Below are 22219 nucleotides of genomic sequence, written 5' to 3' on the forward strand. Positions count from 1 at the left end.
CGCCGGGCTCTGCTGAAGAGCCTAGGGGCCGCGCCACTGCGGGGTTACCGGTTGGTAGCTATTTGTGCGGGACTTCACACGGTCGGCCGTCAGGCGTTCGCACGCTTCTGCATCGCCTGGCCGTAGAGGCGTCCTGCCCTGTACGACGACCTGACCAGCGGGCCGGACATCACGCCGGAGAAGCCGATCTCCTCGGCCTCCTTCGCCAGCTCCACGAACTCCGCCGGCTTCACCCAGCGCTCGACGGGGTGGTGGCGCGGCGACGGCCGCAGGTACTGGGTGATGGTGATGAGCTCGCAGCCCGCCTCGTGGAGGTCCTTGAGCGCCTGCGTGACTTCCTCGCGCTCCTCGCCCATGCCCAGGATCAGGTTCGACTTGGTGACCAGGCCGTAGGCGCGCGCCTGGGTGATCACGTCGAGCGAGCGCTCGTAGCGGAAGCCCGGGCGGATCCGCTTGAAGATCCGCGGCACCGTCTCGACGTTGTGCGCGAAGACCTCGGGGCGGGAGGCGAAGACCTCCTCGAGCAGCTCCGGCACCGCGTTGAAGTCGGGGGCCAGCAGCTCGACCTTGGTGTGGCCGCCCTCGCGGCCCGCCGTCTGCTCGTGGATCTGGCGCACGGTCTCGGCGTACAGCCACGCGCCGCCGTCGGCCAGGTCGTCGCGGGCGACGCCGGTGATCGTGGCGTAGTTCAGGTCCATCGTGACGACGGACTCGCCGACGCGGCGCGGCTCGTCGCGATCGAGGGCCTCGGGCTTGCCGGTGTCGATCTGGCAGAAGTCACAGCGCCGGGTGCACTGGTCGCCACCGATGAGGAAGGTGGCCTCGCGGTCCTCCCAGCATTCGTAGATGTTGGGACAGCCGGCTTCCTGGCAGACCGTGTGCAGTCCTTCGCCCTTCACCAGGGCCTGCATCTTGGTGTACTCGGGACCCATCTTCGCCCGGGTCTTGATCCACTCGGGCTTGCGCTCGATGGGGGTCTGGCTGTTACGGACCTCCAGGCGCAGCATCTTGCGTCCGTCGGGTGCGACTGCGGACACGACCGGCTCCCTGTGACTTCGATTCTTCGGCGCCCACCAGGGTACGCCCGTAATTTCGTACGCTCTTACGTCCGGCAACCCGGGGGCCGCCCGACCCATTCCCGAGCGTCAGCCGGCGGCCGTCTCTCGCTCCCTGGGCTTGAGCTCCGCCTGCTCCAGTACGTCCTTGAGGTGGCGTTCCACGACCGGGAGCACCTCGGTGACGGCGATCTCCCGGCCCAGTTCGTACGAGAGCGAGGTCACACCGGCGTCCCTGATTCCGCAGGGGATGATCCGGTCGAACCAGGTGCTGTCCGGGTTCACGTTGAGTGCGAAGCCGTGCATGGTGACGCCCTTGGCGACCCGGATGCCGATGGCCGCGAGCTTGCGGTCCTCACGCCGCTGGCCGGCGTTGGAGGGGGCGTACTCGGGGCCGTTCAGCCGCGGGTCGAACTCCTCGTCGTGCAGGCGCGGGTCGAAGTCGAGGGAGAGGCCGCCGATCTTCGGGCGCTGCTCGACGGGGTCGCCGAGCACCCACACGCCGCTGCGGCCTTCCACCCGGGTGGTCTCCAGGCCGAAGTCGGCGGCGGTACGGATCAGCGCGTCCTCCAGGCGGCGGACGTGGGCCACGACGTCGACCGGCCGGGGCAGCTTCATGATCGGGTAGCCGACCAGCTGGCCCGGGCCGTGCCAGGTGATCTTCCCGCCGCGGTCCACGTCGACCACGGGCGTGCCGTCCAGGGGCCGCTCGCCCTCGTCGGTGCGCCGGCCGGCGGTGTAGACGGGCCGGTGTTCCAGCAGCAGGCAGGTGTCGTCGATCTCGTCCGCGAAGCGGGCGGCGTGGACGCGGCGCTGCTCTTCCCAGGCCTCGGTGTACTCGACGTAGTCCGGCCCGAAGCCCAGATGGACAAACCGAAGGTCAGTCACCGCAGCGCCTCCTCGTTGAACCTGCTGTGTGCACGTATCGCACCAGCAAGAGTACGGCGGTCCCGGCGCGGCCCCTCAGGGCCCCGGCTTCGGCCGCCGCCTGCTCTTGGGCGGCCGGTCCGGGTCCTCGTCGGCGCGCGGCAGCCGCCGGTGCCCCTCGGAGTGGTCGTTGACCCAGCCGCACACCCCGCAGGCGTACCGCCCGTCGAGTCCGGCGATGTACGTACCGCACCGCCGGCACTCGGCCTCGGTCAGCTCGGGCGCGGGCAGCGGGGCGGCGGATTCTGCGCAGTCTCCGCGGAACGGCGCCCCGGTGGTACGGCGGGTCATGTCCGGCAGCCTATGCGGGCGCAGTGGTCCGATCCGTAAAGGGTCGTCCCGTTCGTACACACGAAGGGGTGGACGGGGCCCTGACCTGCACGCGAAACCGCGACGGGATGCTAAAGCCGGCGCACGCACCCGTGGGCCGCCGCGCGGCGCACGGCGACGCCTCGGCGACCGGGGCCGACACCGGCTGTCAGGTCATATGGGCTGCTTGGATACCTCCTGGTCACGTGGGTTTGTCCACCCCCGGGATCGTTCTGCACACGATCGGATGACTGTGGGACAGAGCGGGCGGTACGGGCGGAGTTCGCCGCTACATTCACGCCGTTCACAGGGCCGGTGACTCCGGTCCGTCACGTCAGGAACCGTGGAGCCGATGACGGAACGACCTGCCCAGCGTGTCCCCAACCGGCAGCTCGCGGCGCTGATCGCCGAAGCCGGGTTCTCCAACGCCGGGCTCGCCCGCCGCGTCGACCAGCTAGGCCTGGAGCACGGTCTCGACCTGCGGTACGACAAGACCTCCGTGACCCGCTGGCTGCGCGGGCAGCAGCCACGCGGTACCACCCCGGCGCTGATCGCGGAGGTCTTCACCCGGCGCCTGGGGCGGCGGCTGTCGGCGCAGGACCTGGGGCTGGACGCGTGCGCACCCGTCTACGCGGGGCTGGAGTTCGCCGCCACCCCCGAGGAGGCCGTGGACATCGCGAGCGGGCTGTGGCGCAAGGACTCCGGGTCCCACGCCGAACTCCGCAAGATCGCCTTCACCCCGGCCGGGCTGGTCGTCCCCAGCCGGGACTGGCTGATCGGCCGCGCCGACGAGCGGGTCGGGCGGGGCGCGGAGGCCGCCGCCGCCCGCGTCCCGATGCAGGGCCGTACGTCGGTGCCCCGGCAGCGGCAGATCGACCGCGGTCCCGGGCAGCGGGTGACGGGTGGTGACATCGCGGCGCTGCGGTCGGTGAGCGAGCTGTTCCGGGCCCTGGACCACGCCTACGGCGGCGGGCACGCCCGCCAGGCCCTGGTGCGGTACCTGGAACACGAGGCCGAGCCGATGCTCCGCGGGACCTACGGGGAGACCACCGGGCGCCGGCTGTTCTCCGCCGCCGCCGACCTGACCCGGCTCGCGGGCTGGACCTCGTACGACATCGCCGCCCACGGTCTGGCCCAGCGGTACTTCGTGCAGGCACTGCGTCTCGCGCAGGCCGCCGGGGACCGGCCGTACGGGTCGTACGTGCTGGTCACCATGAGCCGGCAGGCGGTCTACCTGGGCCACGGCCGGGAGGCGGTGCAGCTGGCCCGGGTCGCCCAGCAGGGCGTGGGCTCGGGGGCGCCGCCGGTGGTGCAGGCGCTGCTGCACTCGGCGGAGGCGCGCGGGCACGCCGTACTGGGGGAGGTCCGCGCCTCGACGGCCTCACTGGTGCGGGCCGAGCGGGCGCTGGGCGCGGCCCGCCCGGGGGACGACGTGCCGCACTGGGCGCGGGACTACGACGAGGCGCAGCTCGCCGACGAGTTCGGGCACTGCCACCGGGACCTCCAGCAGTACCGGGCCTCGGCGCAGCACGCCGAGCGCTCGCTCCAGATGCGGGCTCCCGCGTACGCGCGTTCGCGGTTGTTCTGCCGGGTGGTGCTGGCCACGGCCCGGCTGGGGCTGGGGGAGCTGGACCAGGCGTGCGCGCTCGGCGCGGAGGCGGCGCAGCAGGCGATGGAGATGCGCTCGGTGCGCGCGGTGGAGTACGTCCGGGACTTCGAGCGGCGGCTGGAGCCGTACCGGGACGCCCCGGCGGTGCGGACCTACCGGGACCGGGTCGCGGCGATGGCGTGAGCCGCGGCCCGGCCGGGAGCCGGTGGTTCCCGGGCCGCCGCCCTCAGCGGGCGGCGGTGGTTTCAGGCCGCCACCCGCATCGGGCTCCTCCCGGTGGCGGCCGGCACCGGGATGCCGAAGTCGCGCAGGACGGCGGCCGCGGCGCGGCGGGCGGAGTGCAGGGCGCCCTGGACGGTGTTGGAGTCCCGGTGGTCCCCGCACACGTACAGCCCGGCCAGTACCCGCACCGGGCGCCGCATGTCGTACGGCGGCGGCATGGCGGGCACCGCCTCCGGGGTGTGGTGGACGGCGAGCAGCTCCCAGTCCCGGGTGGAGGTCTCGTAGAGCCGGGCCAGCCGGGAGGCGACCGTCCGCAGGGGCGGCGGCGGTCCGTGCACGGTGGTGGTGACCAGGCTGCGCCCGGCCGGGGCCCGCGTCGGGTCGACCGCGCTCATCACCGTGGTGTGGGCGACGGGCCACTTCGGGTCGGCGTCCAGGAGCAGCGAGCCGTCCCACGGCAGGACGGCGGCCGTCGCGTGGTGCAGGACGGTGACTTCGTGGAAGTCGGGCACGCGCAGTCCGGGCAGCAGCCCGGCGGCGGCCCGGGCACCGGTGGCGAGGACGGCGGAACGGCAGCCGAAGTCGCCGTGCCCGTCGGTGGTGACCAGGTTGGTCGCCACCGAGCGGACGCGGACCCCGGTGCGCACGGTGCCGGGCGGCAGGCCGGCGGCGAGCAGGGCGGGCAGGGAAGCCGCGCCGCCCTCGGGGACGGCCAGCCGGCCCCGGGCGAACCCGCGCAGGGCGAGGTCGGCGACACGGCTGGAGGTGGTGAGCTCCGGGTCGCGCAGCAAGGTGGCCAGGAGCGGGCGCAGTACGCCGCTCAGGGTGCGCGGGGGCAGGCCGCGCGAGGTGAGGGCGGCGAGGGCGGTGCGCTCCGGCCGGGCGAGCAGGCGTTCCTCGGGCTGGGCGGCGAGCCGGGCGAGGGCGGCGCTGAGCCGGGCCTGGTCGAGGGAGCCGCTGGCCAGGGCGCGGGCAGGGGTGAGGGCGCCGGCGCGCTGTTGCCTTCCGTCGGCGCCGTGGACCAGGACGCCGGGCGCGAAGGTGCGCAGGGTGAGGGCCTCCAGGCCCGGGGTGCGGGCGGGTTCGGTGTACGAGGTGTTCAGGAGCTGACCGACCCGGTCGAGCCGGAATCCGTCGGCCGACTCGGTGGCCATGCGGCCGCCGGGGTCGTCGGCGGACTCCAGCACGGTGACGGTGACCCCCTGGGCGATCAGGTGGTGTGCGGCCGCGAGTCCTGAGACTCCGGCTCCTACGATGACGACGTCCGCATGGTGTGCGCTGCTGAGCACGTGCCCCTCCCCGAGGTCGGCGCGGCTGTGTGGGGTCCTCCTTCCCCACTCGGGCTACGGCAGAACCCAAGTCCTGTGGGGTATTGCGCACAACTCCGGTCGCATGACGGTCGCATGTGGGTCACGAACGGTCGCACATGGGCGGCCGGCGCTCCCCCGGACCGCCGGGACGGCACCGTCGGGCAAGATCCGGAAGAAGCGGTTCAGTCCTGCCCGGCCAGGGCCGCGCGGATCGAGGCGTCGATGCCCGGGTGGCGGAAGACGAAGCCGGACTCCAGCAGCCGGGTGGGGCGCACCCGCTGACTGCCCAGCACGTCCTGGGCGAACTCCCCGAGGACCACGCGCATCACCGGGGCCGGGACGGCGAACACCGCCGGTCGGCGCAGGACGCGGCCCATGGCGGCGGTGACCTCACGGTTCGTCAGCGGCTCGGGGGCGGTGAGGTTGACGGGACCGGTGAGGTCCGGGGTGTCGATGAGGTGGCGCAGGGCGGCGACCTCGTCGTGCATCGAGATGTGCGACCAGTACTGGCGGCCGTTGCCGAGCCGGCCGCCGAGTCCGGCCCGGAAGACCGGGAAGAGCTTGCCCCACGCCCCGCCCTGTGCGGAGACCACGAGGCCGGTACGGGCGAACACGGTCCGGATCCCGGCGGCCCGGGCGGGCGCGGCGGCGGCCTCCCACTCCACGCACACCGAGGGCAGGAACCCCTCTCCGGCCGGGGCGTCCTCGTCGACGGTGCGGTCGGCGGTGTCGCCGTAGTAGCCGACGGCGCTCCCGCTGACGAGCACCGCGGGGGGCCGCTCCAACTCCGCGACGGCCCGGGCGATCGTGGCGGTGCCGAGCACGCGGCTGTCGCGGATCTCCCGCTTGTACGCCGCCGTCCACCGGCGGTCTCCGACGCCGGCGCCGGCCAGGTGCACCACGGCCTCGCAGCCGGTGAGCCCGGCCGGGTCCACGTACCCCCGGGCGGGGTCCCACAAGGCCTCCCCGTCCCCCGCGGGGGCGCGGCGCACGAGGCGCACGACCTCGTGGCCATCGGCCCGGAGGTCCCGCACGAGGGCACTGCCGATGAGCCCGCTTGATCCGGTGACGGCGATTCGCATGGGCCCAGTGTGCGGGACCCGTCGGCGGGCGGACGCGGCGCGTCAGGCCGTGTCGCCCAGGAGGGTCCCCACCGCGTAGGTGACGGCCATGGCCAGGGCGCCGCCGAGGACGTTGCGGAGCATGGCGCGGCCCGGTGGGGCGCCGCCCAGGCGGGCGCCGACGGCTCCGCACAGCGTCAGCGCCGTCAGTACGGCCGCCACCGTGACCGGCACCCGCGCCGAAGACCCCGGCAGGACGATCGCGAGCAGCGGCAGCACCGCCCCCGCCGTGAAGGCGATCAGACTGGCCCACGCCGCGTGCCAGGGGTTCACCAGCTCGTCCGGGTCGATCCCCAGCTCCACCCGCGCGTGCGCCCGCAGCGCGTCCCGCTCCGTCAGCTGCTCGGCCGCCTCCCGGGCCAGCTCCCGGCTCAGCCCCCGCCCGGCGAGCAGCTCGGTCAGTTCCTCCAGCTCGGCGTCCGGTTCCTGCGCCAGTTCCCGCCGCTCCACCTCCAGCGCGGCCCGCTCGGAGTCCCGCTGGGAGCTGACCGACACGTACTCCCCCGCCGCCATCGACAGGGACCCGGCCAGCAGCCCGGCCACCCCCGCCGCCAGGATCGTCTCCCGCGCGGTCGTCGCCCCGGCCACCCCCACCACCAGGCCCGCCGTGGAGGTGATCCCGTCGTTGGCGCCCAGCACCCCCGCCCGCAGCCAGTTCAGCCGGGTGCTGATCGCCCCGCTGCGCGTGTCCGCCGCATCCGCCACGGGGCCACTGTGCGGTGTCGGCGCGTTCGGGGCCACCCGGCGTGCGGGGGGCGGTCGCCGGAGCCAGGGTGGAGGGGTGATGCACGGACGCGAGGAGCCCGGCTGGCTGCGGGGTGCGCCGCCACCGCGCTGGGCCCGGGCCGCGCCCCTGGTGGCCCTGGTGGTGCTGACCTGCGTCCAGTGGCTGACCCCCCACGTCGCCGAGCTCGGCTACTTCCTTGCCGCGCTGCCGGCCGTGGCGGCCTTCTCGTACGGGGCCACCGGGACGGCCGCCTTCGCGGTCGTGGTGCTGGTGCTGCTCGGCTTCCCCCAGCTGGGCGTCGGGCACGCCCGCGGGGCCGACCTGGCCACCGTGGCCACCGTCGGCCTGCTCAGCGTGGTCATCGCCTGGGTCCGGCGGCGGCGGGACGCCCAGCTGGTCAGCGTCCGTACCGTCGCCGAGGCGGCGCAACTGGCGCTGCTGCCCCCCGTGCCGGAGCGCGTGGGCCGGGTGCGCTGTGACGGCCTCTACCGGGCGGCCCAGCGCGGCACGCTGGTCGGCGGCGACCTGTTCGACGTACGGGCCGGGCCCTACGGGGTGCGGGCGTTGGTGGGCGACGTCCAGGGCCACGGGCTGGCCGCGGTCGGGACCGTCGCCGCGCTGCTGGGCGCCTTCCGGGAGGCGGTGCTGGACGACCCCGGCCTGGAGGCGGTCGCGGCCAGGCTGGACCGGCGGCTGGTGCAGGACGCCTCGAACGGCGGCGAGGAGCACCCGGAACTGTTCACGACGGCCGTACTGCTGGAGTTCCCGCCGGAACGGGACGTGGTGCGGATCGTCTCCTGCGGGCACCCGCCGGTGCTGCTGCTCCGGGACTTCGTGGCCAGCGAGCTGGCCGCGGAACCCGGCCCTCCGCTGGGACTGGGCCTCGCGGGCCCGGCGCCCACAGGGCTGACGGAGGTCCCGCTGCTGCCGGGCGACCGGCTGCTCGTGCACACCGACGGGGTGACGGAGGCGCGGGACGCCGCCGGGCACTTCTACCCGCTGGCCCAGCGGGTCCCGGTACTGGTGAAGGATCCGGAGGGGCTGCCGCGCGCGGTGTGGCGGGACCTGCTGGCCTTCACGGAGGGCGGGCCGCGCGATGACGTGGCCGTGCTGGTGCTGTCGGCGGCGGGGGCCGGTGCGCCACCGGACTAGGCCGTCCCTTCCGGATCTTGCCCGATCCGCGTCCGGGTCCTGACTGCCCCGCGCCACCGGAGCCCGGCCGGCCGGCCCCGCCGCTCACGCGCCCGGCCGCCCGGCCGTCAGCCTCCCGCTCGTCAGCCGCCGTCGCGGATGAAGGAGCGCACCATCCGGCAGGTGGTGTTGGACGGGCGGTGGATGCCCACCCGGACCGCCATGGTCCGTATCTTGCGGTTGGTGGCGCGCTTGGCGTCGTACGTCCCCGTGTCGAGCAGGGATATGGCCAGCCGCATCGCCTTGAGACGGCGGTTGTGGCTCTCGTACCACTCGCGCGGCAGCCCGGCCGGCAGTGGCTTCTTCTTGGGCATCGAAATGATCGCGGCAGCGGCCATCTACAGCCTCCCAAACGGTAGTTGGCTTCCTGTCGTGCTCCCTCGATTTTACTGGGGCCCACTGACAATCGCCCCTGGCCAGACGGCCGCCGGCCAGGCCGTCCACCGGCAGGATCCGAAAGGGACGGCCTAGGCTGGACGCCATGGAGATCTGGATCAACCCCGCCTGTTCGAAGTGCCGCAGCGCGCTGACCCTGCTGGACGCGGAGGGCGCCGAGTACACCGTGCGCCGCTACCTGGAAGACGTACCGTCCGAGGCCGAGATCCGCGAGGTGCTGGACCGTCTCGGCCTGGAGCCCTGGGACATCACCCGCACCTCGGATCCGCTGGCGAAGGAGACCGGCGTACGGGAACTGCCGCGCGAGGAGACCGAGGAGGCGCGCTCGCGCTGGATCGCCCACCTGTCGGCGCACCCGAAGCTGATCCAGCGCCCCATCATCACCGCCGAGGACGGCACCGCCGTGGTGGCCCGCTCGGAGGAAGCGGTCCGGGACGCGCTCTCCCGCCGCTGAGGGCCGTCCCCGTCGCGTTCACCCGGGGCCCCTCCGCGACCCCCTACCCTGGATCTGAACAAAGGAGTACACACCGCACCGATACGCCATAAAGGACCACTGTGACCGCATCACCGCAGGAACTCCCCCTCCCGCCGGTCCGTCGCCGGGCCGCCTGGACGTTCAGCGGGGTGTACGGGGCCCTCCTCGCCAGCGGCCTGCTGGCCGCGCTGGAGCGGACGGGCGAGCAGTACTCGCCCTTCTACGACGCCACCTGGGTCCTGGTCACCGCCCTGACGGCGGCGCTCGCCCACGGCTACGCCCACCACATGACCAGCCATCAGCCGGGCTCGCCCGGGCACCTGTGGACGGGTCTGTGGGACGCCATGTGGCAGGAATGGCCCATGGTGGCGGCCACGTTGCCCAGCGTCTCGCTGCTGCTGCTCGCGGGGCTCACGGGGTGGCCCGAGTACGAGGTGACCGGCGTCGCGCTCCTCCTGAACACCGCGCTGCTGTGGGGTTGGGGGACCTTCGCGGCCGTGCGGGTCGGCTACCGGCGGCGCAGCGCGCTGATCATCGGCCTGGCGGACGCCGCGATCGGGGTGGTGATCATCGTGGCCAACGCCCTCATCAAGTAGCCGCGCCCGCGGGCCGCCGCCCGTCACGCAGCAGCCCGGCACGGCGGCGGCCCGTCAGGCCTTGACCGCCCCCGTACGGGCGGCGGCCCGTCAGGTTCCGGCCGCCAGGTGCTCCGCCTCCGCCAGGATCTCCGTCAGCCTGGCCCCGAAGGCCGCGTCCCGCGGATCCGGCACCTTCGTCCGGGCCGCGGTGAGCAGCGCGTCCAGCGCCCGGCCGTACGCGGCGGGCACGTCGCTCCAGTCGGGCAGGCCGAAGACGCCCGCGGTACCGCGCAGCTCGAGGCCGACTCCCGCGGCGGCAGGCGGCGCGCCCAGGCTGAGCACGGCCGTGCTGACCGCGCCCGAGGCGTGGCGCAGGGCGAGTTGGACCACGTCGGAGGTCCCCCGGGTGGCGGAAACGGCGGTGACGTCGCCGAGCACCGGGATCAGTACGGACAGGGCGTGCGGCCCGACGTCCCACAAGCCGCCCTTGGCCTTGCGCCAGGGGGAGTCGGCGTACGGGCTGGGCTCACCGTCGGGCGGGAAGACCGCGCCGAGCCAGTGGGCGGAGGCGGTGAACCACCCGCTCCGCCCGGCCTGCTCCTCGACCCAGGTCGCCGTCGGCTCGGCGAAGCGAAGGGTGAGGAAGACGACGGAGGCCACACCGCCGCGCGCGGCTGCGTCCGCGACGGCGCGGGCCTGCTCCACCGTCGTCGCGACGGGCTTGTCGAGCAGCAGGTGGCATCCGGCTCCGGCCGCCCGCACGGCCAGCGGCGCCTGCACGTCGGGCGGCAGGGCGAAGGCCACCGCGTCACAGTCCGCGAACAGCGCGTCGGGGTCTTCGTACACCTTCACGCCGTGCGCGCGGGCCAGCTCGGCCGCCGCTTCGGGGCGCCGGCCCCAGACTCCGGCGAACTCGGACCCGGCGTGCGCGGCGAGGGCCGGGGCGTGGGTGCGGTGCGCCCAGGGGCCCGTACCGAGCAGGCCGACCCGGGGCCGGGGGCCTCCACCGGCCGGCGGGACGGGATCGGCGGACGAGTTCAAATCGTACGAAACGCTCACCTGACCAGTCTGCCCCACCCGAACGGGTGTCCCGTCCCCGACCCGCACAGCCACCCCCACCTGCGGTGTGAACCTCGGTAACACGGGGTTCACACACGGGCAACGGAAGAGAAATCGCCGGGGGGCACGCTGCGACGAGCAGGGCGGTACAGACGGGGTCTGCGCCGGAGCGACGTACCGAAGGATGGGGCCCGTGAGCTACAAGGCTGAGTACATCTGGATCGACGGCACCGAGCCGACGGCGAAGCTGCGCTCCAAGACGAGGATCCTCGCCGACGGGGAGGCGCTGCCGGTCTGGGGCTTCGACGGTTCGAGCACCAACCAGGCCGAAGGGCACGCCTCCGACCGCGTGCTGCAGCCGGTCTTCTCCTGCCCGGACCCGATCCGCGGCGGGACCGGCGTCCTCGTCCTGTGCGAGGTCCTGAACATCGACATGACCCCGCACGAGTCGAACACCCGCGCCCTGCTGCGCCCGGTCGCGGAGCGGTTCGCCGGGCAGGAGCCGATCTTCGGCATCGAGCAGGAATACACCTTCTTCGACGGCACCCGCCCGCTCGGCTTCCCGGTCAACGGCTTCCCGGCCGCCCAGGGCGGCTACTACTGCGGCGTCGGCTCGGACGAGATCTTCGGGCGCGAGATCGTCGAGAAGCACCTGGACCACTGCCTGGCGGCGGGTCTGAGCATCTCCGGCATCAACGCCGAGGTCATGCCGGGCCAGTGGGAGTTCCAGGTCGGCCCGGTCGGCCCGCTGGAGGTCTCCGACCAGCTGTGGATCGCCCGCTGGCTGCTGTACCGCACGGCCGAGGAGTTCAACGTCTCCGCGACGCTGAACCCGAAGCCGGTCAAGGGCGACTGGAACGGTGCGGGCGCGCACACCAACTTCTCCACGAAGGCCATGCGCGAGGACTACCGCGCGATCATCTCGGCGTGCGAGGCCCTCGGCGAGGGGTCGAAGCCGATGGACCACGTGAAGAACTACGGCGCCGGGATCGACGAGCGCCTGACGGGTCTGCACGAGACCGCCCCCTGGAACGAGTTCAGCTACGGGGTCTCCGACCGCGGCGCGTCGGTCCGCATCCCGTGGCAGGTGGAGAGGGACGGCAAGGGGTACATCGAGGACCGCCGCCCGAACGCGAACGTGGACCCGTACGTGGTGACCCGCCTGATCACCGACACCTGCTGCACCGGGCTGGAGAAGGACGGCCTGGTCTGACCGGCCCCGAACGCCGCAGCGCCCGCCGACCGCACCCGGTCCGGCGGGCGCCGTCGTCAGTGGCCGGGACGAATCCGCCCAGCATCCGGTACGGAGTACGGGAAACAGGCCGCTCGACCGGATCCGGCGCCCGGAGGTTTGTCGGGTTTGTTGGGATCTCGGCAGGGCACGGTGGCGGAATATGAGATACCGCTCCACGAAGTGAGACGCGCTCTGCCCCGGGCCCCGTACATCTGCTTGAATGACGCCCATGGCCAGCCACCCGCACACCCCGTCAGGTCGCAGCGACCTGGAGCCGTTCTGGCCGTCCCGTCAGGACCACGACTTCGATCGGGTGTGTTGCCGCGCGGAGAACGCGCCGGCCCTCTAAAGCCTCCGGGACCCCACCACCGGACCTCCCCGAGGCCTTCGGTCTGCGCGGTACGACAACGACGACGGACGACCACGTACGTACGTCTCCTGCCGACCACTCCGCGTGAAAGAGCTGACCACTCATGGCGAACACCCGCTCCGTCACTTCTGCCGCCTCCGCTGCGACCTCCGCCGCCTCCCTGACCCGTCCGCCCAGTCCGCGCCACCGGCTGCGCGCCGTGGACCGGGACGAGGTGGCCCGGGTGGCGGACCTGCTCCCGCCCGGCGCCACCTGGCTGCCCGCGCCCCAGCACACGCTGCCGGCGCTGCCCGGACACCCGCCGATGGTCGGCTACCTGGTCCTCGTACCGGCCGACCAGCAGCCGCCCGTCGCCTTCGCACCGCATTCCGTTCCCGCTCCGGGGAAGACCGCCCCCGCGACGGGGGACGTCACCGGCGACGCCCTCGTACGGATCGACTCGGCGCAGCGCACCGCCGAGGTCGACGGCCGGGTACTGGACCTCACGTACCTGGAGTTCGAGCTGCTGGCCCACCTGGTGGCGCACCCGCACCGGGTGCACAGCCGGGACCAGTTGGTCACCACGGTGTGGGGCTACGGCCACGTCGGCGACGGCCGGACGGTCGACGTCCACATCGCCCGCCTGCGCCGCAAGCTGGGCACCGCCCACCGCGACGCGATCCAGACGGTCCGCCGGGTGGGCTACAAGTACTCCCCCTGAACCGGCGGGCCGGCCGGCCGGCAGGGGCGGGCCCGTGCGCGCGAGGAGGCGCGTCCGGGCCCGCCCCGCGGACTACCGGGCCGCCGCCCGACGGCGGGCGACGAAGCCGAGCAGGACGTCGACCGCCAGGAACCCGCACAGGCTCAGGCCCAGCATCGGCACGAACCAGCCCACCACCGCCGTCACCGCGGCGAGCGGCAGCAGCAGCGTCACGGGCAGCTTGCGCCACGCCCCGCGCGGGTGGGCGCGGCCCACGGAGAACGCGCGTTGCCTGGTGGGCCGGCGCAGCCACCACATCCGGTAGCCCCAGAACACGAGGAACATCAGCGCCACGGCCAGCGCCGCCAGCGCCAGCTGGTTGACGGCCCCGAAGGTCAGGCCCATGTGCAGGTCGATGCCGAAGCGGGTCAGCTGGGCGAGCAACGGGTAGTCGGCGAAGCGCAGTTCGTCGATGACCCGGCCGTCGGCCGGGTCGACGGCGACGGAGTCAAGGTGCACGGGCACCTGCTTGTCCGCCTCCTTGACGACGTAGCCCTTGCCCTTGACGGGCAGCGTCACGCGCAGCGACTCGGTGACGCCGGCGGCCCGGGCCGAGGCCACGACCCGGTCGATGCCGACGTCCACCGTGGGCGGCGGCGGGGGCATCTCCATGCCCTCGGTCATGGGGGTCCCCCCGGACGGGGTCGGGAGGAGGTGGCCCGCGTGCTCGTCCCCGCCGTTCGCGCCGGCGCCGCCGGGCAGGGCGGCGGATACGGTCGGGGTGGCGCCGCCGAGGCCGTCCTGGAGCTGCCCGATGTTCTCACCGGCGTACTTCGACCAGGTCAGGCCGGTGGCGGAGAGGGCGACGAGTCCAGCGGCGGCCCACAGGCCGACCGCCCCGTGCCAGGACAGGGTCCGGCGGCGGCCGGTCGCGGCGCGGTCGGGCAGGACGAGAAGGGCCCTGCGGCTGCGGCGGCGGCCGGCCCACAGGGCGAGCCCGCCCAGCGCGACCACCCACAGCCAGCTGGCGGCCAGTTCGCTGTAGTTGCGGCCGAACGCGCCGAGCCGCAGGTCGGCGTGGAGCCCGCTCAGCCAGGCGCGCAGCGGCAGCGCGTCGCCGGCGGTGGTGAGCTTGCCGCGTACGTCCGCCGTGTAGGGGTCGACGAAGACGGTCAGGTTCTCGCCCTCCGCGAGGCCCGGCTTCTCCATGATCACCCGGGTGGTCGACCCGGCGTCGGGCGCGGGCCACACGGCCACGACCTCGCCCTGCGGCGCGGCTGACTTGGCCGCCTCGACCTGGTCGCCCAGCGGCAGGGTGTGGTCGCCGACGCGGGCGACGGTCAGCTCGTCGGAGTAGAGGATCTTCTCAGCCTGCCAGGAGCCTGCGTACAGCAGCCCGGTCGCGGCCGCGACGAACAGCAGCGGGGCTATGAGCAGTCCGGCGTAGAAGTGCATCCGCAGCAGCAACGGCCGCAGCGCGGCCCAGGCTCCCGGGGTGCGGGCCGCCGGTGCGCCGGCGGGCGGGTCGGAAGGTGCTTCGGCCGCCCGCGAGGGGTCGGCGTGGAGCGCGTCAAGAGACATGGGTGTCCTTGGAAGTCGGCGAAGACATGGGTGACCGGCCCCTGGCCCCGCCGCGCGCTTCGTTCAGGCGGTGGCGGGCAGGCCGGGGGCCGTGGCTCGGGTGTCCTGCCGGACGGGGGGCCCGCGCCGGACCACGGTGTGGGCGGGTACGGCACCTCGCAGTCGGCGCGGCCGTTCGTACGGGGCCCGGTGGGCGGGCGGCGCCGGTACGGGCACCACCCGGGTCCGCAGCAGTACGAGCGCGCGGGCCAGCGGCCGGGCCGCCACGAGCGCGGTGGCTCCGAGGGCTGCGGCGAGCCGGAAGACGGCCGCCTCGCCCCAGGCCAGCCAGGCCGCGCAGAACACCCCTGCCAGGACGTGGGCGGCGATCATGCCGAGGCCGCCGTGGCCGTGCCCGTCCATGCCGGGCATCGCCGTCAGGCCGGGCATCCCGGTCAGGCCGGTGGCGTCGGCGCCCATGGCGCTCATGTCCATGCCCGGCATGTGGTGCACGCCGGACATGTGGTCCATGCCGGGCATGTGGTCCATGCCCGCCGCGTGGCGGTGCGCGGGCATCGCGGCCGGGGTGGAGTCCGGGCCGCCCGCCTGGCTCGCGGTGAAGGCCAGGTGCAGCGCGCCCTGCGCGCCGAGCAGTGCGGCGGTGATCGCGAACGGGCCCCGCCGCCGCCCGGCGGCGAGCCGGGCGAGGACGCCGATCGCGCCGAAGGACCCCAGGAGCCCCGTGGCGGGAACATCCCTCCCGGACATGTACGAATGCCCCAGGGCGGCCAGAGCGACGCACACCGCCGCGAACATCGCGGCCCGCAGGGCGCGCACCGGCGCACGGGAGTCAGACATGTCCGGATCATGCTCCCATGGACCCCGCCGCCCTCCGCGAGGAGGTCGTATCCGATCATGGACAGGTGGAACAGCCGCCGTGGTCGAGGTCACCTTCGCCGTTGCCGTTTCCGTTGCCGTCGCCGTCGCCGCAACCGCCGTCCGCGTGGCCCGTGCCGCTCGGCGTCGTGTACACCGCGGGGGTGCAGCTCGGCGCCCTCGCGCTGGAGCGGATGGGCACCGACAGGCGGGACCGGCTGCTGCGCCGCTGCTCCACGAACGTCGACAACCTGGACGCGGGCCGCTGGGAGACCCTGCTGAGCAGTGCCCTCACCGTCGAGGAGCCCATGCCGCTGCCCTACGCGCTGCTGCTGGTCGCGGTGCTCGGGTACGCCGAGTACGCGTACGGCGCCTGGTGGACGGCCGCCGTCTTCCTGTTCGGGCACGCGGCGGCGTCCCTGCTCGTTTACGGGGCGCTGCGGGGCAGGGCGGACCGGGAGACCCGGCGCGCCCGGGACGTCGGCACCAGCTACGGGTTGGGCGCCGTGCTCGGCGCCCTCACCTCGGCACTGCCGCGCGGGCGGCCACGGGTCGCCGCGCGGGTGGGGCTGCTGGCCCTCGCCGCGCGACCGGTGGTCAGGCGCGGGCGCACCTTCACCGACGCCGGGCACCTGGTCGCGCTCGGGCTCGGCATCGGCCTCGCGTTGGCCGTCGATTGTCTTTCCGGAACGAATCATCAGAAAATCGGTCTCGGACGCCCCGTATGACACGCGCAACCGACCCCCGTCCCGATTCCCCCGCCTTCTCCTCCCCGCCGCCGGAGACTGGAGCCACCCGATGACCGCCACCCCGTCCACCACCGTCGCGAACCTCCGCGACCTCGGCGGTACCCCGCTCACGGGCGGCCGCACCGTCCGCCCGGGGCTGGTCCTGCGCTCCGGCGCGCTCGACCGGCTCGACCTGGACGCCGATCCGACGGTGGCCGCGCTGGGGATCCGTACCGTCATCGACTTCCGCAGCGACGCCGAGCGCGGCGACCACCCGGACCGGCTGCCGACGGGCGCGCGGCTGCTGGTCAGTGACGTACTGGCGGACAAGATGCACGCCGGGATAGGGAAGATGCCCCCGGCCGCGCAGCTCAAGGACCTGATGGCGGACCCCGTGGTGGCCGAGGAACACCTGGGCGGCGGCAAGGCGCAGGTCATCTTCGGGGAGGTCTACCGGTCCTTCGTGAGCTCGGCCTCCGCGCAGAGCGCCTACCGGTTGCTGCTCACCGAGGCGGCCGATCCGCAGGCGGGGCCGCTGCTGTTCCACTGCACGGCCGGCAAGGACCGTACGGGGTGGGGCGCGACGGTCATCCTGTCGCTGCTCGGCGCGGACGACGACACCCTGATGGACGAGTACCTGTCGGTGAACCCGGCGGTCAAGCGGGCGTTCGCGCCGATGATCGAGGGCTTCACGGCGGCCGGCGGCGACCCGGAGATCGCGCTGGCGCTGATCGGGGTGTTCCCCTCGTACCTGGAGACGGCGCTGGAGGAGGTCGCCGCCCGCTACGGCTCCATGGAGAAGTACGTACGGGAGGGCCTCGGCGTTCCCGACGGGACCGTGGACGCGCTGCGGGCCCGCCTGATCGCCTGACCGCCCCACCGACCCACCGCCCCACGCCCGAGGGCGCGCAGCCGCCGGGCCACCGGCCACCCGGTCACCCGGCCGCCGCACGGAATCGCCCGAACGGGCGTGCCGGAAGCGGGTGACCATCCGACGATTCGCTCGTTCTGCTGAACGTGACTGCGCCGGATACCGCCACCCGCCCCCAGCCTCCCCTGACGCCCGGCCTGGAGCAGGCCGAGGCCGCCATCGTCGAGCACTACCCCCGGCTGGTGCGGCTCGCCTACCTGGTGCTGCCGCCCTCGCTCGGGCGCAACCGGCGGGTGCTCACCGCCCACTCGCTGACCCAGCGCGGGCTGCCGCGCGGCCGGCGCGGCAGCGACGCCTCCGCCGTGCGCGGCGGGGTCCCCGCGCAGCGGGGCGGGCTGGAGGGCGCCGAGTCGGGGTACCCGTACGTGCGGCTGCGCGTGTTGCGCTCCGCCCTGGAGGCGGGCGTCCCGTTCACCTTCCGGGCGCTCCCGCTGCGCGGGCAGCTGCCCCGGGTGCTCCCCCAGGTGTGGGGGCTGCGGCTGTTCCCGCGTTCGGGCGGGGCCGAGGAGCTGGCGCTGGACCAGTGGCTGACCACCCTCAGCGGCCCCGGGCGCGCGGCCTGCGTGCTGCGGGCGCTGGAGGGGCTGGCGGAGCCGGACGTCCTGAGGGTGCTGGCGGACGCCGGGGTGGCCAACCCCACGGGGGCGGTCGCGGAGTCCGGTGACCCGGCACACGACGCCCTCTTCGCCTCGCCGGAGTTCGACCCGTGCGTGCTCCAGGCCCGGCCCACCGACCTGTTGCGGCGCCGCCGGTTCACGCGGGCCGGGATCGCCGCCGCGGCCGCCCTCGCGGTGTGCGGGGCACTGCTGGCGCTGCCGGGCGGCGGCTGGGGCTCGGACGGGCCCGCCGCCCCGCTCTACGCGAAGAACGCCGTGGCGGAGCAGGCGCTGGACCCCGGCCAGCTGGTCCGGGTCCCGCCGACGCTCTGGCGCACCTCCTCCCGAACGGACTTCTCCGCATGGCCGGCCCGGGGCGACCGTGCGGGCGACGCCGCGCTGTTGCGCCGGGCGCTCGCGGTGTGGGCCCGTCCCGGCCGCTCGGTGGTGGTCTCGGCCACCCCGGGCACCCCGTCGGGGCCGCCGATGGGGCCGCCGCAGCTGCTGTTCGCGGGGGCCGTGGACCAGGCGGTGGTGGTCCTGCTGTACGACGGACTGCGCGTGGTCCGGTACGCGGAGCCGCGCAGCGGGACCGCCGGAGCCGCCCTCGACTTCGCCCGCACGGACGGGGCGTCGGCGGACACCGCGACCGCGCTGGTGCTCAGCCGGGTCGACGGCAACGTCCGCTACCTGACCGCCCCCTGGGTGGTCGGCGCCTCGCTGCGGGACCTGCTCAAGCCGGGCGAATCCCCCTCGGTGCTCAAGCTCGGCCCGGACGGGATGACACCGCCGGTACCCGGCCCCGCCCCGGCGGGCAGCTGTACGAGCTGGAACGCGCTGGCCCTGACCGGCGACGGCGCGACCCGGCTGGTGACGGACCTGGGTGAACTGACCCCGGCCCGGCTGACCTCGGGTGCGCCGGGCGCCGAGCGGGACGTGACGGAGCCGGCCGAGCTGGGCGAGTGGTCCCGGACGGCGTGCCTGCTGCCGTCGGTCCGCTCGCACGGGGTCCGCAGCGTCAACGCCTGGACGTACGCGAAGCAGCCGCTGCCCGAGGGGGACGGGACGGCGACCTGGCTGTGCAGCCGGGCGGAGACCTGGCAGGGCACCGCCGACCGGGTGCAGGCCCAGTTCCTGGCTCCCGGGGCGCCGCTCGCGGCCCAGGCGGCCAAGGCGGAGGGTTCCCCGGCGTGCGGCCCCCGGGAGCCCCGGGTGCTGGCGGGCGTGCTGTGGAAGTCGAAGGCGGGCCAGTGGTACGTACTGGCCGCCGGCAGCGCCCAGTTCGGCTCCGTCACGGCGTCGGGCGGCGGAGTCGGCGGGAGCGTGAACGGCAACCGGCTCGCGCTGAAGGCGACGCAGGGCGCCCAGGTCGACCTCTCGGGCAGGCTGACGGACGGCACGAAGGCGGAAGCCCTGCGCTGACCGCAGACACGCACGGGGACCGGAAAATCCCGGCGCACAGGGGTTCTGCTCCCCGCTACCCCTCAGTACATTGACAACATGTCTAATACGCCGCACGCTCCCGCCCCCGTGGCGTCGGAAAACATAGGCTTGTACGACCACATGGGCCTCCAGCCGCGGAACGTGTCCTTCTCCTGGGAGGACACCCCGCTGCACTGGCTGCCCGGCGACCCCTTCGCCGGGCACACCATCAACGTCCTGCACCTGCTGCTGCCCGCCGGGGAGCGCTGGTTCGTCCACGTCTACAAGCAGGTGCTCCCGTACATCACGGACGAGCGGCTGCGGGCGGACGTCATCGGCTTCATCGGCCAGGAGGCCATGCACGCCGCCGCGCACGACGACGTGCTGCCGCACCTGAAACGGCTCGGCCTGGACCCGACCCCGTACACGGCGCAGGTCGACTGGTTCTTCGAGAAACTGCTCGGGGACCGGACCCTCCCGCCGGGCAGGGCCCGCAAGTGGTGGCTGATGGAGCGGGTCGCGATCATCGCGGCGGTCGAGCACTACACGGCCTTCCTCGGCAACTGGGTCCTGAACGCCGACGAACTCGACCGCCGGGGCGCCGATCCGATGATGCTGGACCTGCTGCGCTGGCACGGGGCGGAGGAGGTGGAGCACCGCTCGGTGGCCTTCGACCTGTTCATGCACGTCGACGGCGGCTACCGGCGCCGGGTGCGGACCTGGGCGACGGCCTTCGCGGCCCTGACGTTCCTCTGGCAGCGCGGCGCCCGCTTCTTCATGGACAACGATCCCGAACTCCCGGCCGCCAAGGCCTCGCTGGGCCAGCTGTTCCGGGCCGGTCGGCAGGGCGTGCTCCCTTCGACCGGCTCGATGCTCAAGTCCATCCCGACCTACCTCTCGCGCACCTACCACCCCTCGCAGGAGGGTTCGACGGCCCAGGCCGTGGCCTACCTCGCCGGGTCGCCCGGCGCGAACGGCGGGACCCGCGCAACCGGCACGACCGGCGCGAACCAGGGGGTACCGGCATGAGGCGCGCCCTGACGCTCACGGCCGCCGCGGGCGCGGCGCTCCTCACCCGGCGCGCACTTCGCCGCCGGATCCGGAGCTCCCCCCTGTGGCCGCTGCCGGCCCTGGAGGACCCGGTGTCGGGCCACTCCCCGCGCAGGCTGCTGCGGGCCACGGTCACCGCGCGGAGCGAGCCCGCCGAGGGCGTCGTCCAACTGACCCTGGAGTCACCCGAGCTGCCCGCCTGGACCCCGGGGGCGCACGTGGACGTCGTACTGCCCTCGGGGCTGGTGCGCCAGTACAGCCTGTGCGGCGACCCCGCGGACGCCGGCCGCTACACGATCGCGATCCGGCTCGTCGAGGACGGCCGCGGCGGCTCCGGTGAGGCGCACGACCGGCTGGTGGAAGGCGCCGTGCTGCGGGTGCGGGCGCCCCGCAACAGGTTCCCGCTCGTGGCCGCCCCGGCGTACGTGTTCGTGGCGGGCGGGATCGGCATCACGCCGATCCTGCCGATGCTGCGGGCGGCCACCGCGGCGGGGGCCGACTGGACGCTGCTCTACGGCGGCCGTTCCCGCGCCTCGATGCCGTTCCTCGCGGAACTCGCCGCGTACGGGGACCGGGTCACGCTCGTCCCGCAGGACGAGGCGGGCCTGCCGGACCTGGGCCCGCTCGCCGCGGTCACCGGCGTCCCGGTCTACTGCTGCGGCCCGGAGCCGCTGATGGACGCGGTGCTGGCCGCCGTCGCGGACCCCTCGGCGGTGCACCTGGAACGCTTCGCCCCCGCGGCCACCACGGACGGGGCGAAGGCCTTCACGATCGCACTGCACCGCTCCGGCCTCACGGTCGAGGTCGCCGCGGACGAGAGCGCCCTGGCCGCCGTACGCCGCGCCCTTCCCGCCACCCCGTACTCCTGCGGGCAGGGCTTCTGCGGGACCTGCCGACACCGGGTGCTGGAGGGGGAGGTGGAGCACCGCGACGAGCTCCTCACCGACGCCGAACGCGAGGACTCGATGCTCCTGTGCGTCTCCCGCGCCGTATCGCAGCGCCTGGTCCTGGACTTGTAGCGGCGCGAACACCCCCGCCGGGCGCCCTGCGGAGTGGAAGTAGGGTGTCCGCATGACAACCGGGGTGCGACGCAGGATGGGTGTCGAGGAGCGGCGGCAGCAGCTGATCGGGGTGGCCCTGGAGCTGTTCAGCCACCGGTCTCCCGACGATGTGTCGATCGACGAGATCGCGGCGGCCGCGGGCATATCGCGGCCGCTCGTCTACCACTACTTTCCCGGCAAGCTGAGCCTGTACGAGGCGGCGCTGCGCCGGGCGGCCGACGAGCTGGCGCTGCGGTTCGTGGAGCCGCAGGAGGGGCCGCTCGGTGGGCGGCTGCTGCGCGTGATGGGGCGGTTCTTCGCGTTCGTCGAGGACCACGGGCCCGGGTTCTCGGCGCTGATGCGGGGCGGTCCGGCGGTCGGCAGCAGCCGCGCCAACGCGATGATCGACGAGGTCCGCCAGGCCGCGTACGAGGAGATCCTCAAGCACCTGGGCGTCTCGCCCGAGTCCCCGCCGGCGCGGCTGGAGCTCGTCGTGCGGTCGTGGGTGTCCCTGGCCGAGTCCACGGCGCTGATCTGGCTGGACGGGCGGCGCATCCCGCGCTCCGAGCTGGAACTGCAACTGGTGCACGACTTCGCCGCGTTGGCCGCCGTGAGCGCCGCCTACGACGAGGAGATGGCCCAGATCCTGGTGCGCATCCTCTCCTCGGAACCGGCCGACGGACCGTTCGGGGTGCTCGTGGGGCGGCTGGCGGCGCTGGTACCGGGCACCCGGTGATCATGACGTGGCGCGGGC

The 22219-nt window shown here is 74.2% G+C and carries 22 protein-coding genes; 12 read left to right on the plus strand and 10 right to left on the minus strand.

What is annotated here, in order from left to right:
- Window positions 1-89: 89 nt before the first annotated feature.
- The 3 genes from lipA to OHA81_RS09940 all read right to left on the minus strand — a co-directional run bounded on the left by lipA (window position 90) and on the right by OHA81_RS09940 (window position 2273).
- On the minus strand, window positions 90-1037 hold the full coding sequence (lipA, locus tag OHA81_RS09930; protein ID WP_329194718.1) for a lipoyl synthase: 948 nt from the start codon (window positions 1035-1037) through the stop codon (window positions 90-92).
- A 108-nt stretch (window positions 1038-1145) separates the two neighbouring features.
- Window positions 1146-1943 carry a lipoyl(octanoyl) transferase LipB gene (gene lipB, locus OHA81_RS09935; protein WP_329194720.1) on the minus strand — a complete coding sequence of 266 codons (798 nt, stop codon included), beginning with the start codon at window positions 1941-1943 and terminating at the stop codon, window positions 1146-1148.
- Window positions 1944-2018: 75 nt separating this feature from the next.
- Window positions 2019-2273, minus strand: a complete 255-nt coding sequence (locus OHA81_RS09940) for a hypothetical protein (RefSeq protein WP_329194721.1) — start codon at window positions 2271-2273, stop codon at window positions 2019-2021.
- Between the two features lie 370 nt (window positions 2274-2643).
- On the opposite strand from OHA81_RS09940, the gene OHA81_RS09945 reads away from it, so the two are divergent.
- The gene (locus OHA81_RS09945) at window positions 2644-4083 is read left to right on the plus strand and encodes a regulator (RefSeq protein ID WP_329194722.1); all 1440 of its coding nucleotides are present in this window, start codon (window positions 2644-2646) and stop codon (window positions 4081-4083) included.
- Window positions 4084-4145: 62 nt separating this feature from the next.
- On the opposite strand, the gene OHA81_RS09950 is transcribed toward OHA81_RS09945, so the two are convergent.
- The 3 genes from OHA81_RS09950 to OHA81_RS09960 all read right to left on the minus strand — a co-directional run bounded on the left by OHA81_RS09950 (window position 4146) and on the right by OHA81_RS09960 (window position 7258).
- On the minus strand, window positions 4146-5411 hold the full coding sequence (locus tag OHA81_RS09950; protein ID WP_329194724.1) for an FAD-dependent oxidoreductase: 1266 nt from the start codon (window positions 5409-5411) through the stop codon (window positions 4146-4148).
- A gap of 203 nt (window positions 5412-5614) precedes the next feature.
- Window positions 5615-6514, minus strand: coding sequence for a TIGR01777 family oxidoreductase (locus OHA81_RS09955; protein WP_329194726.1), 900 nt, complete (start codon window positions 6512-6514; stop codon window positions 5615-5617).
- A gap of 42 nt (window positions 6515-6556) precedes the next feature.
- On the minus strand, window positions 6557-7258 hold the full coding sequence (locus OHA81_RS09960; RefSeq protein ID WP_329194728.1) for a VIT1/CCC1 transporter family protein: 702 nt from the start codon (window positions 7256-7258) through the stop codon (window positions 6557-6559).
- A 79-nt stretch (window positions 7259-7337) separates the two neighbouring features.
- On the opposite strand from OHA81_RS09960, the gene OHA81_RS09965 reads away from it, so the two are divergent.
- Complete coding sequence (locus OHA81_RS09965; protein WP_329194730.1) at window positions 7338-8432, plus strand: PP2C family protein-serine/threonine phosphatase; 1095 nt, start codon at window positions 7338-7340, stop codon at window positions 8430-8432.
- A 122-nt stretch (window positions 8433-8554) separates the two neighbouring features.
- Here OHA81_RS09965 and OHA81_RS09970 read toward each other — a convergent pair whose 3' ends face one another.
- On the minus strand, window positions 8555-8809 hold the full coding sequence (locus tag OHA81_RS09970) for a hypothetical protein (protein ID WP_136215518.1): 255 nt from the start codon (window positions 8807-8809) through the stop codon (window positions 8555-8557).
- A gap of 143 nt (window positions 8810-8952) precedes the next feature.
- On the opposite strand from OHA81_RS09970, the gene OHA81_RS09975 reads away from it, so the two are divergent.
- Together OHA81_RS09975 and OHA81_RS09980 are read left to right on the plus strand one after the other, a co-directional pair.
- Window positions 8953-9321, plus strand: a complete 369-nt coding sequence (locus OHA81_RS09975) for an ArsC/Spx/MgsR family protein (protein WP_329194733.1) — start codon at window positions 8953-8955, stop codon at window positions 9319-9321.
- Between the two features lie 101 nt (window positions 9322-9422).
- A complete protein-coding gene (locus OHA81_RS09980; RefSeq protein ID WP_329194735.1) occupies window positions 9423-9938 on the plus strand; it encodes a hypothetical protein in 516 nt (171 codons plus the stop codon).
- Window positions 9939-10028: 90 nt separating this feature from the next.
- Here OHA81_RS09980 and OHA81_RS09985 read toward each other — a convergent pair whose 3' ends face one another.
- A complete protein-coding gene (locus tag OHA81_RS09985; RefSeq protein WP_329202143.1) occupies window positions 10029-10961 on the minus strand; it encodes a Gfo/Idh/MocA family protein in 933 nt (310 codons plus the stop codon).
- 211 nt (window positions 10962-11172) lie between these two features.
- Here OHA81_RS09985 and glnII point away from each other — a divergent pair, with 211 nt between their 5' ends.
- A complete protein-coding gene (glnII, locus tag OHA81_RS09990; protein WP_329194737.1) occupies window positions 11173-12192 on the plus strand; it encodes a glutamine synthetase in 1020 nt (339 codons plus the stop codon).
- A 494-nt stretch (window positions 12193-12686) separates the two neighbouring features.
- Complete coding sequence (locus OHA81_RS09995) at window positions 12687-13283, plus strand: winged helix-turn-helix domain-containing protein (RefSeq protein WP_329194739.1); 597 nt, start codon at window positions 12687-12689, stop codon at window positions 13281-13283.
- Window positions 13284-13355: 72 nt separating this feature from the next.
- On the opposite strand, the gene OHA81_RS10000 is transcribed toward OHA81_RS09995, so the two are convergent.
- Together OHA81_RS10000 and OHA81_RS10005 are read right to left on the minus strand one after the other, a co-directional pair.
- Window positions 13356-14843: a PepSY-associated TM helix domain-containing protein gene (locus tag OHA81_RS10000; protein WP_329194740.1), complete on the minus strand. Its 1488-nt coding sequence runs from the start codon at window positions 14841-14843 to the stop codon at window positions 13356-13358.
- Window positions 14844-14906: 63 nt separating this feature from the next.
- On the minus strand, window positions 14907-15680 hold the full coding sequence (locus OHA81_RS10005; RefSeq protein WP_329194742.1) for a hypothetical protein: 774 nt from the start codon (window positions 15678-15680) through the stop codon (window positions 14907-14909).
- Window positions 15681-15847: 167 nt separating this feature from the next.
- On the opposite strand from OHA81_RS10005, the gene OHA81_RS10010 reads away from it, so the two are divergent.
- The 6 genes from OHA81_RS10010 to OHA81_RS10035 all read left to right on the plus strand — a co-directional run bounded on the left by OHA81_RS10010 (window position 15848) and on the right by OHA81_RS10035 (window position 22201).
- On the plus strand, window positions 15848-16426 hold the full coding sequence (locus OHA81_RS10010) for a rhomboid-like protein (RefSeq protein ID WP_329194744.1): 579 nt from the start codon (window positions 15848-15850) through the stop codon (window positions 16424-16426).
- A 70-nt stretch (window positions 16427-16496) separates the two neighbouring features.
- A complete protein-coding gene (locus OHA81_RS10015) occupies window positions 16497-17297 on the plus strand; it encodes a tyrosine-protein phosphatase (protein ID WP_329194746.1) in 801 nt (266 codons plus the stop codon).
- A gap of 146 nt (window positions 17298-17443) precedes the next feature.
- Window positions 17444-19375: a hypothetical protein gene (locus OHA81_RS10020; protein WP_329194748.1), complete on the plus strand. Its 1932-nt coding sequence runs from the start codon at window positions 17444-17446 to the stop codon at window positions 19373-19375.
- A gap of 78 nt (window positions 19376-19453) precedes the next feature.
- On the plus strand, window positions 19454-20404 hold the full coding sequence (locus OHA81_RS10025) for a metal-dependent hydrolase (RefSeq protein ID WP_329194750.1): 951 nt from the start codon (window positions 19454-19456) through the stop codon (window positions 20402-20404).
- Window positions 20401-21444, plus strand: a complete 1044-nt coding sequence (locus tag OHA81_RS10030; RefSeq protein ID WP_329194751.1) for a PDR/VanB family oxidoreductase — start codon at window positions 20401-20403, stop codon at window positions 21442-21444. The genes OHA81_RS10025 and OHA81_RS10030 overlap by 4 nt, the downstream gene beginning before the upstream one ends.
- A gap of 52 nt (window positions 21445-21496) precedes the next feature.
- Window positions 21497-22201 (plus strand): TetR/AcrR family transcriptional regulator, encoded by a 705-nt coding sequence (locus tag OHA81_RS10035; protein ID WP_329194752.1) that lies wholly within the window; start codon window positions 21497-21499, stop codon window positions 22199-22201.
- Window positions 22202-22219: the final 18 nt, after the last annotated feature.

Source organism: Streptomyces sp. NBC_00667 (assembly GCF_036226825.1).
In the GTDB taxonomy this organism is placed as follows: domain Bacteria; phylum Actinomycetota; class Actinomycetes; order Streptomycetales; family Streptomycetaceae; genus Streptomyces.

Coding starts and splice junctions, on each gene's coding strand:
- OHA81_RS09995 (WP_329194739.1), top strand. CDS start 12,687: ATGGCGAACACCCGCTCCGTCACTTCTGCCGCCTCCGCTGCGACCTCC.
- OHA81_RS10015 (WP_329194746.1), top strand. CDS start 16,497: ATGACCGCCACCCCGTCCACCACCGTCGCGAACCTCCGCGACCTCGGC.
- OHA81_RS10005 (WP_329194742.1), bottom strand. CDS start 15,680: ATGTCTGACTCCCGTGCGCCGGTGCGCGCCCTGCGGGCCGCGATGTTC.
- OHA81_RS09945 (WP_329194722.1), top strand. CDS start 2,644: ATGACGGAACGACCTGCCCAGCGTGTCCCCAACCGGCAGCTCGCGGCG.
- OHA81_RS09970 (WP_136215518.1), bottom strand. CDS start 8,809: ATGGCCGCTGCCGCGATCATTTCGATGCCCAAGAAGAAGCCACTGCCG.
- OHA81_RS10035 (WP_329194752.1), top strand. CDS start 21,497: ATGACAACCGGGGTGCGACGCAGGATGGGTGTCGAGGAGCGGCGGCAG.
- OHA81_RS09940 (WP_329194721.1), bottom strand. CDS start 2,273: ATGACCCGCCGTACCACCGGGGCGCCGTTCCGCGGAGACTGCGCAGAA.
- OHA81_RS10000 (WP_329194740.1), bottom strand. CDS start 14,843: ATGTCTCTTGACGCGCTCCACGCCGACCCCTCGCGGGCGGCCGAAGCA.
- OHA81_RS09975 (WP_329194733.1), top strand. CDS start 8,953: ATGGAGATCTGGATCAACCCCGCCTGTTCGAAGTGCCGCAGCGCGCTG.
- OHA81_RS09965 (WP_329194730.1), top strand. CDS start 7,338: ATGCACGGACGCGAGGAGCCCGGCTGGCTGCGGGGTGCGCCGCCACCG.
- OHA81_RS10030 (WP_329194751.1), top strand. CDS start 20,401: ATGAGGCGCGCCCTGACGCTCACGGCCGCCGCGGGCGCGGCGCTCCTC.
- OHA81_RS10025 (WP_329194750.1), top strand. CDS start 19,454: ATGTCTAATACGCCGCACGCTCCCGCCCCCGTGGCGTCGGAAAACATA.
- OHA81_RS09955 (WP_329194726.1), bottom strand. CDS start 6,514: ATGCGAATCGCCGTCACCGGATCAAGCGGGCTCATCGGCAGTGCCCTC.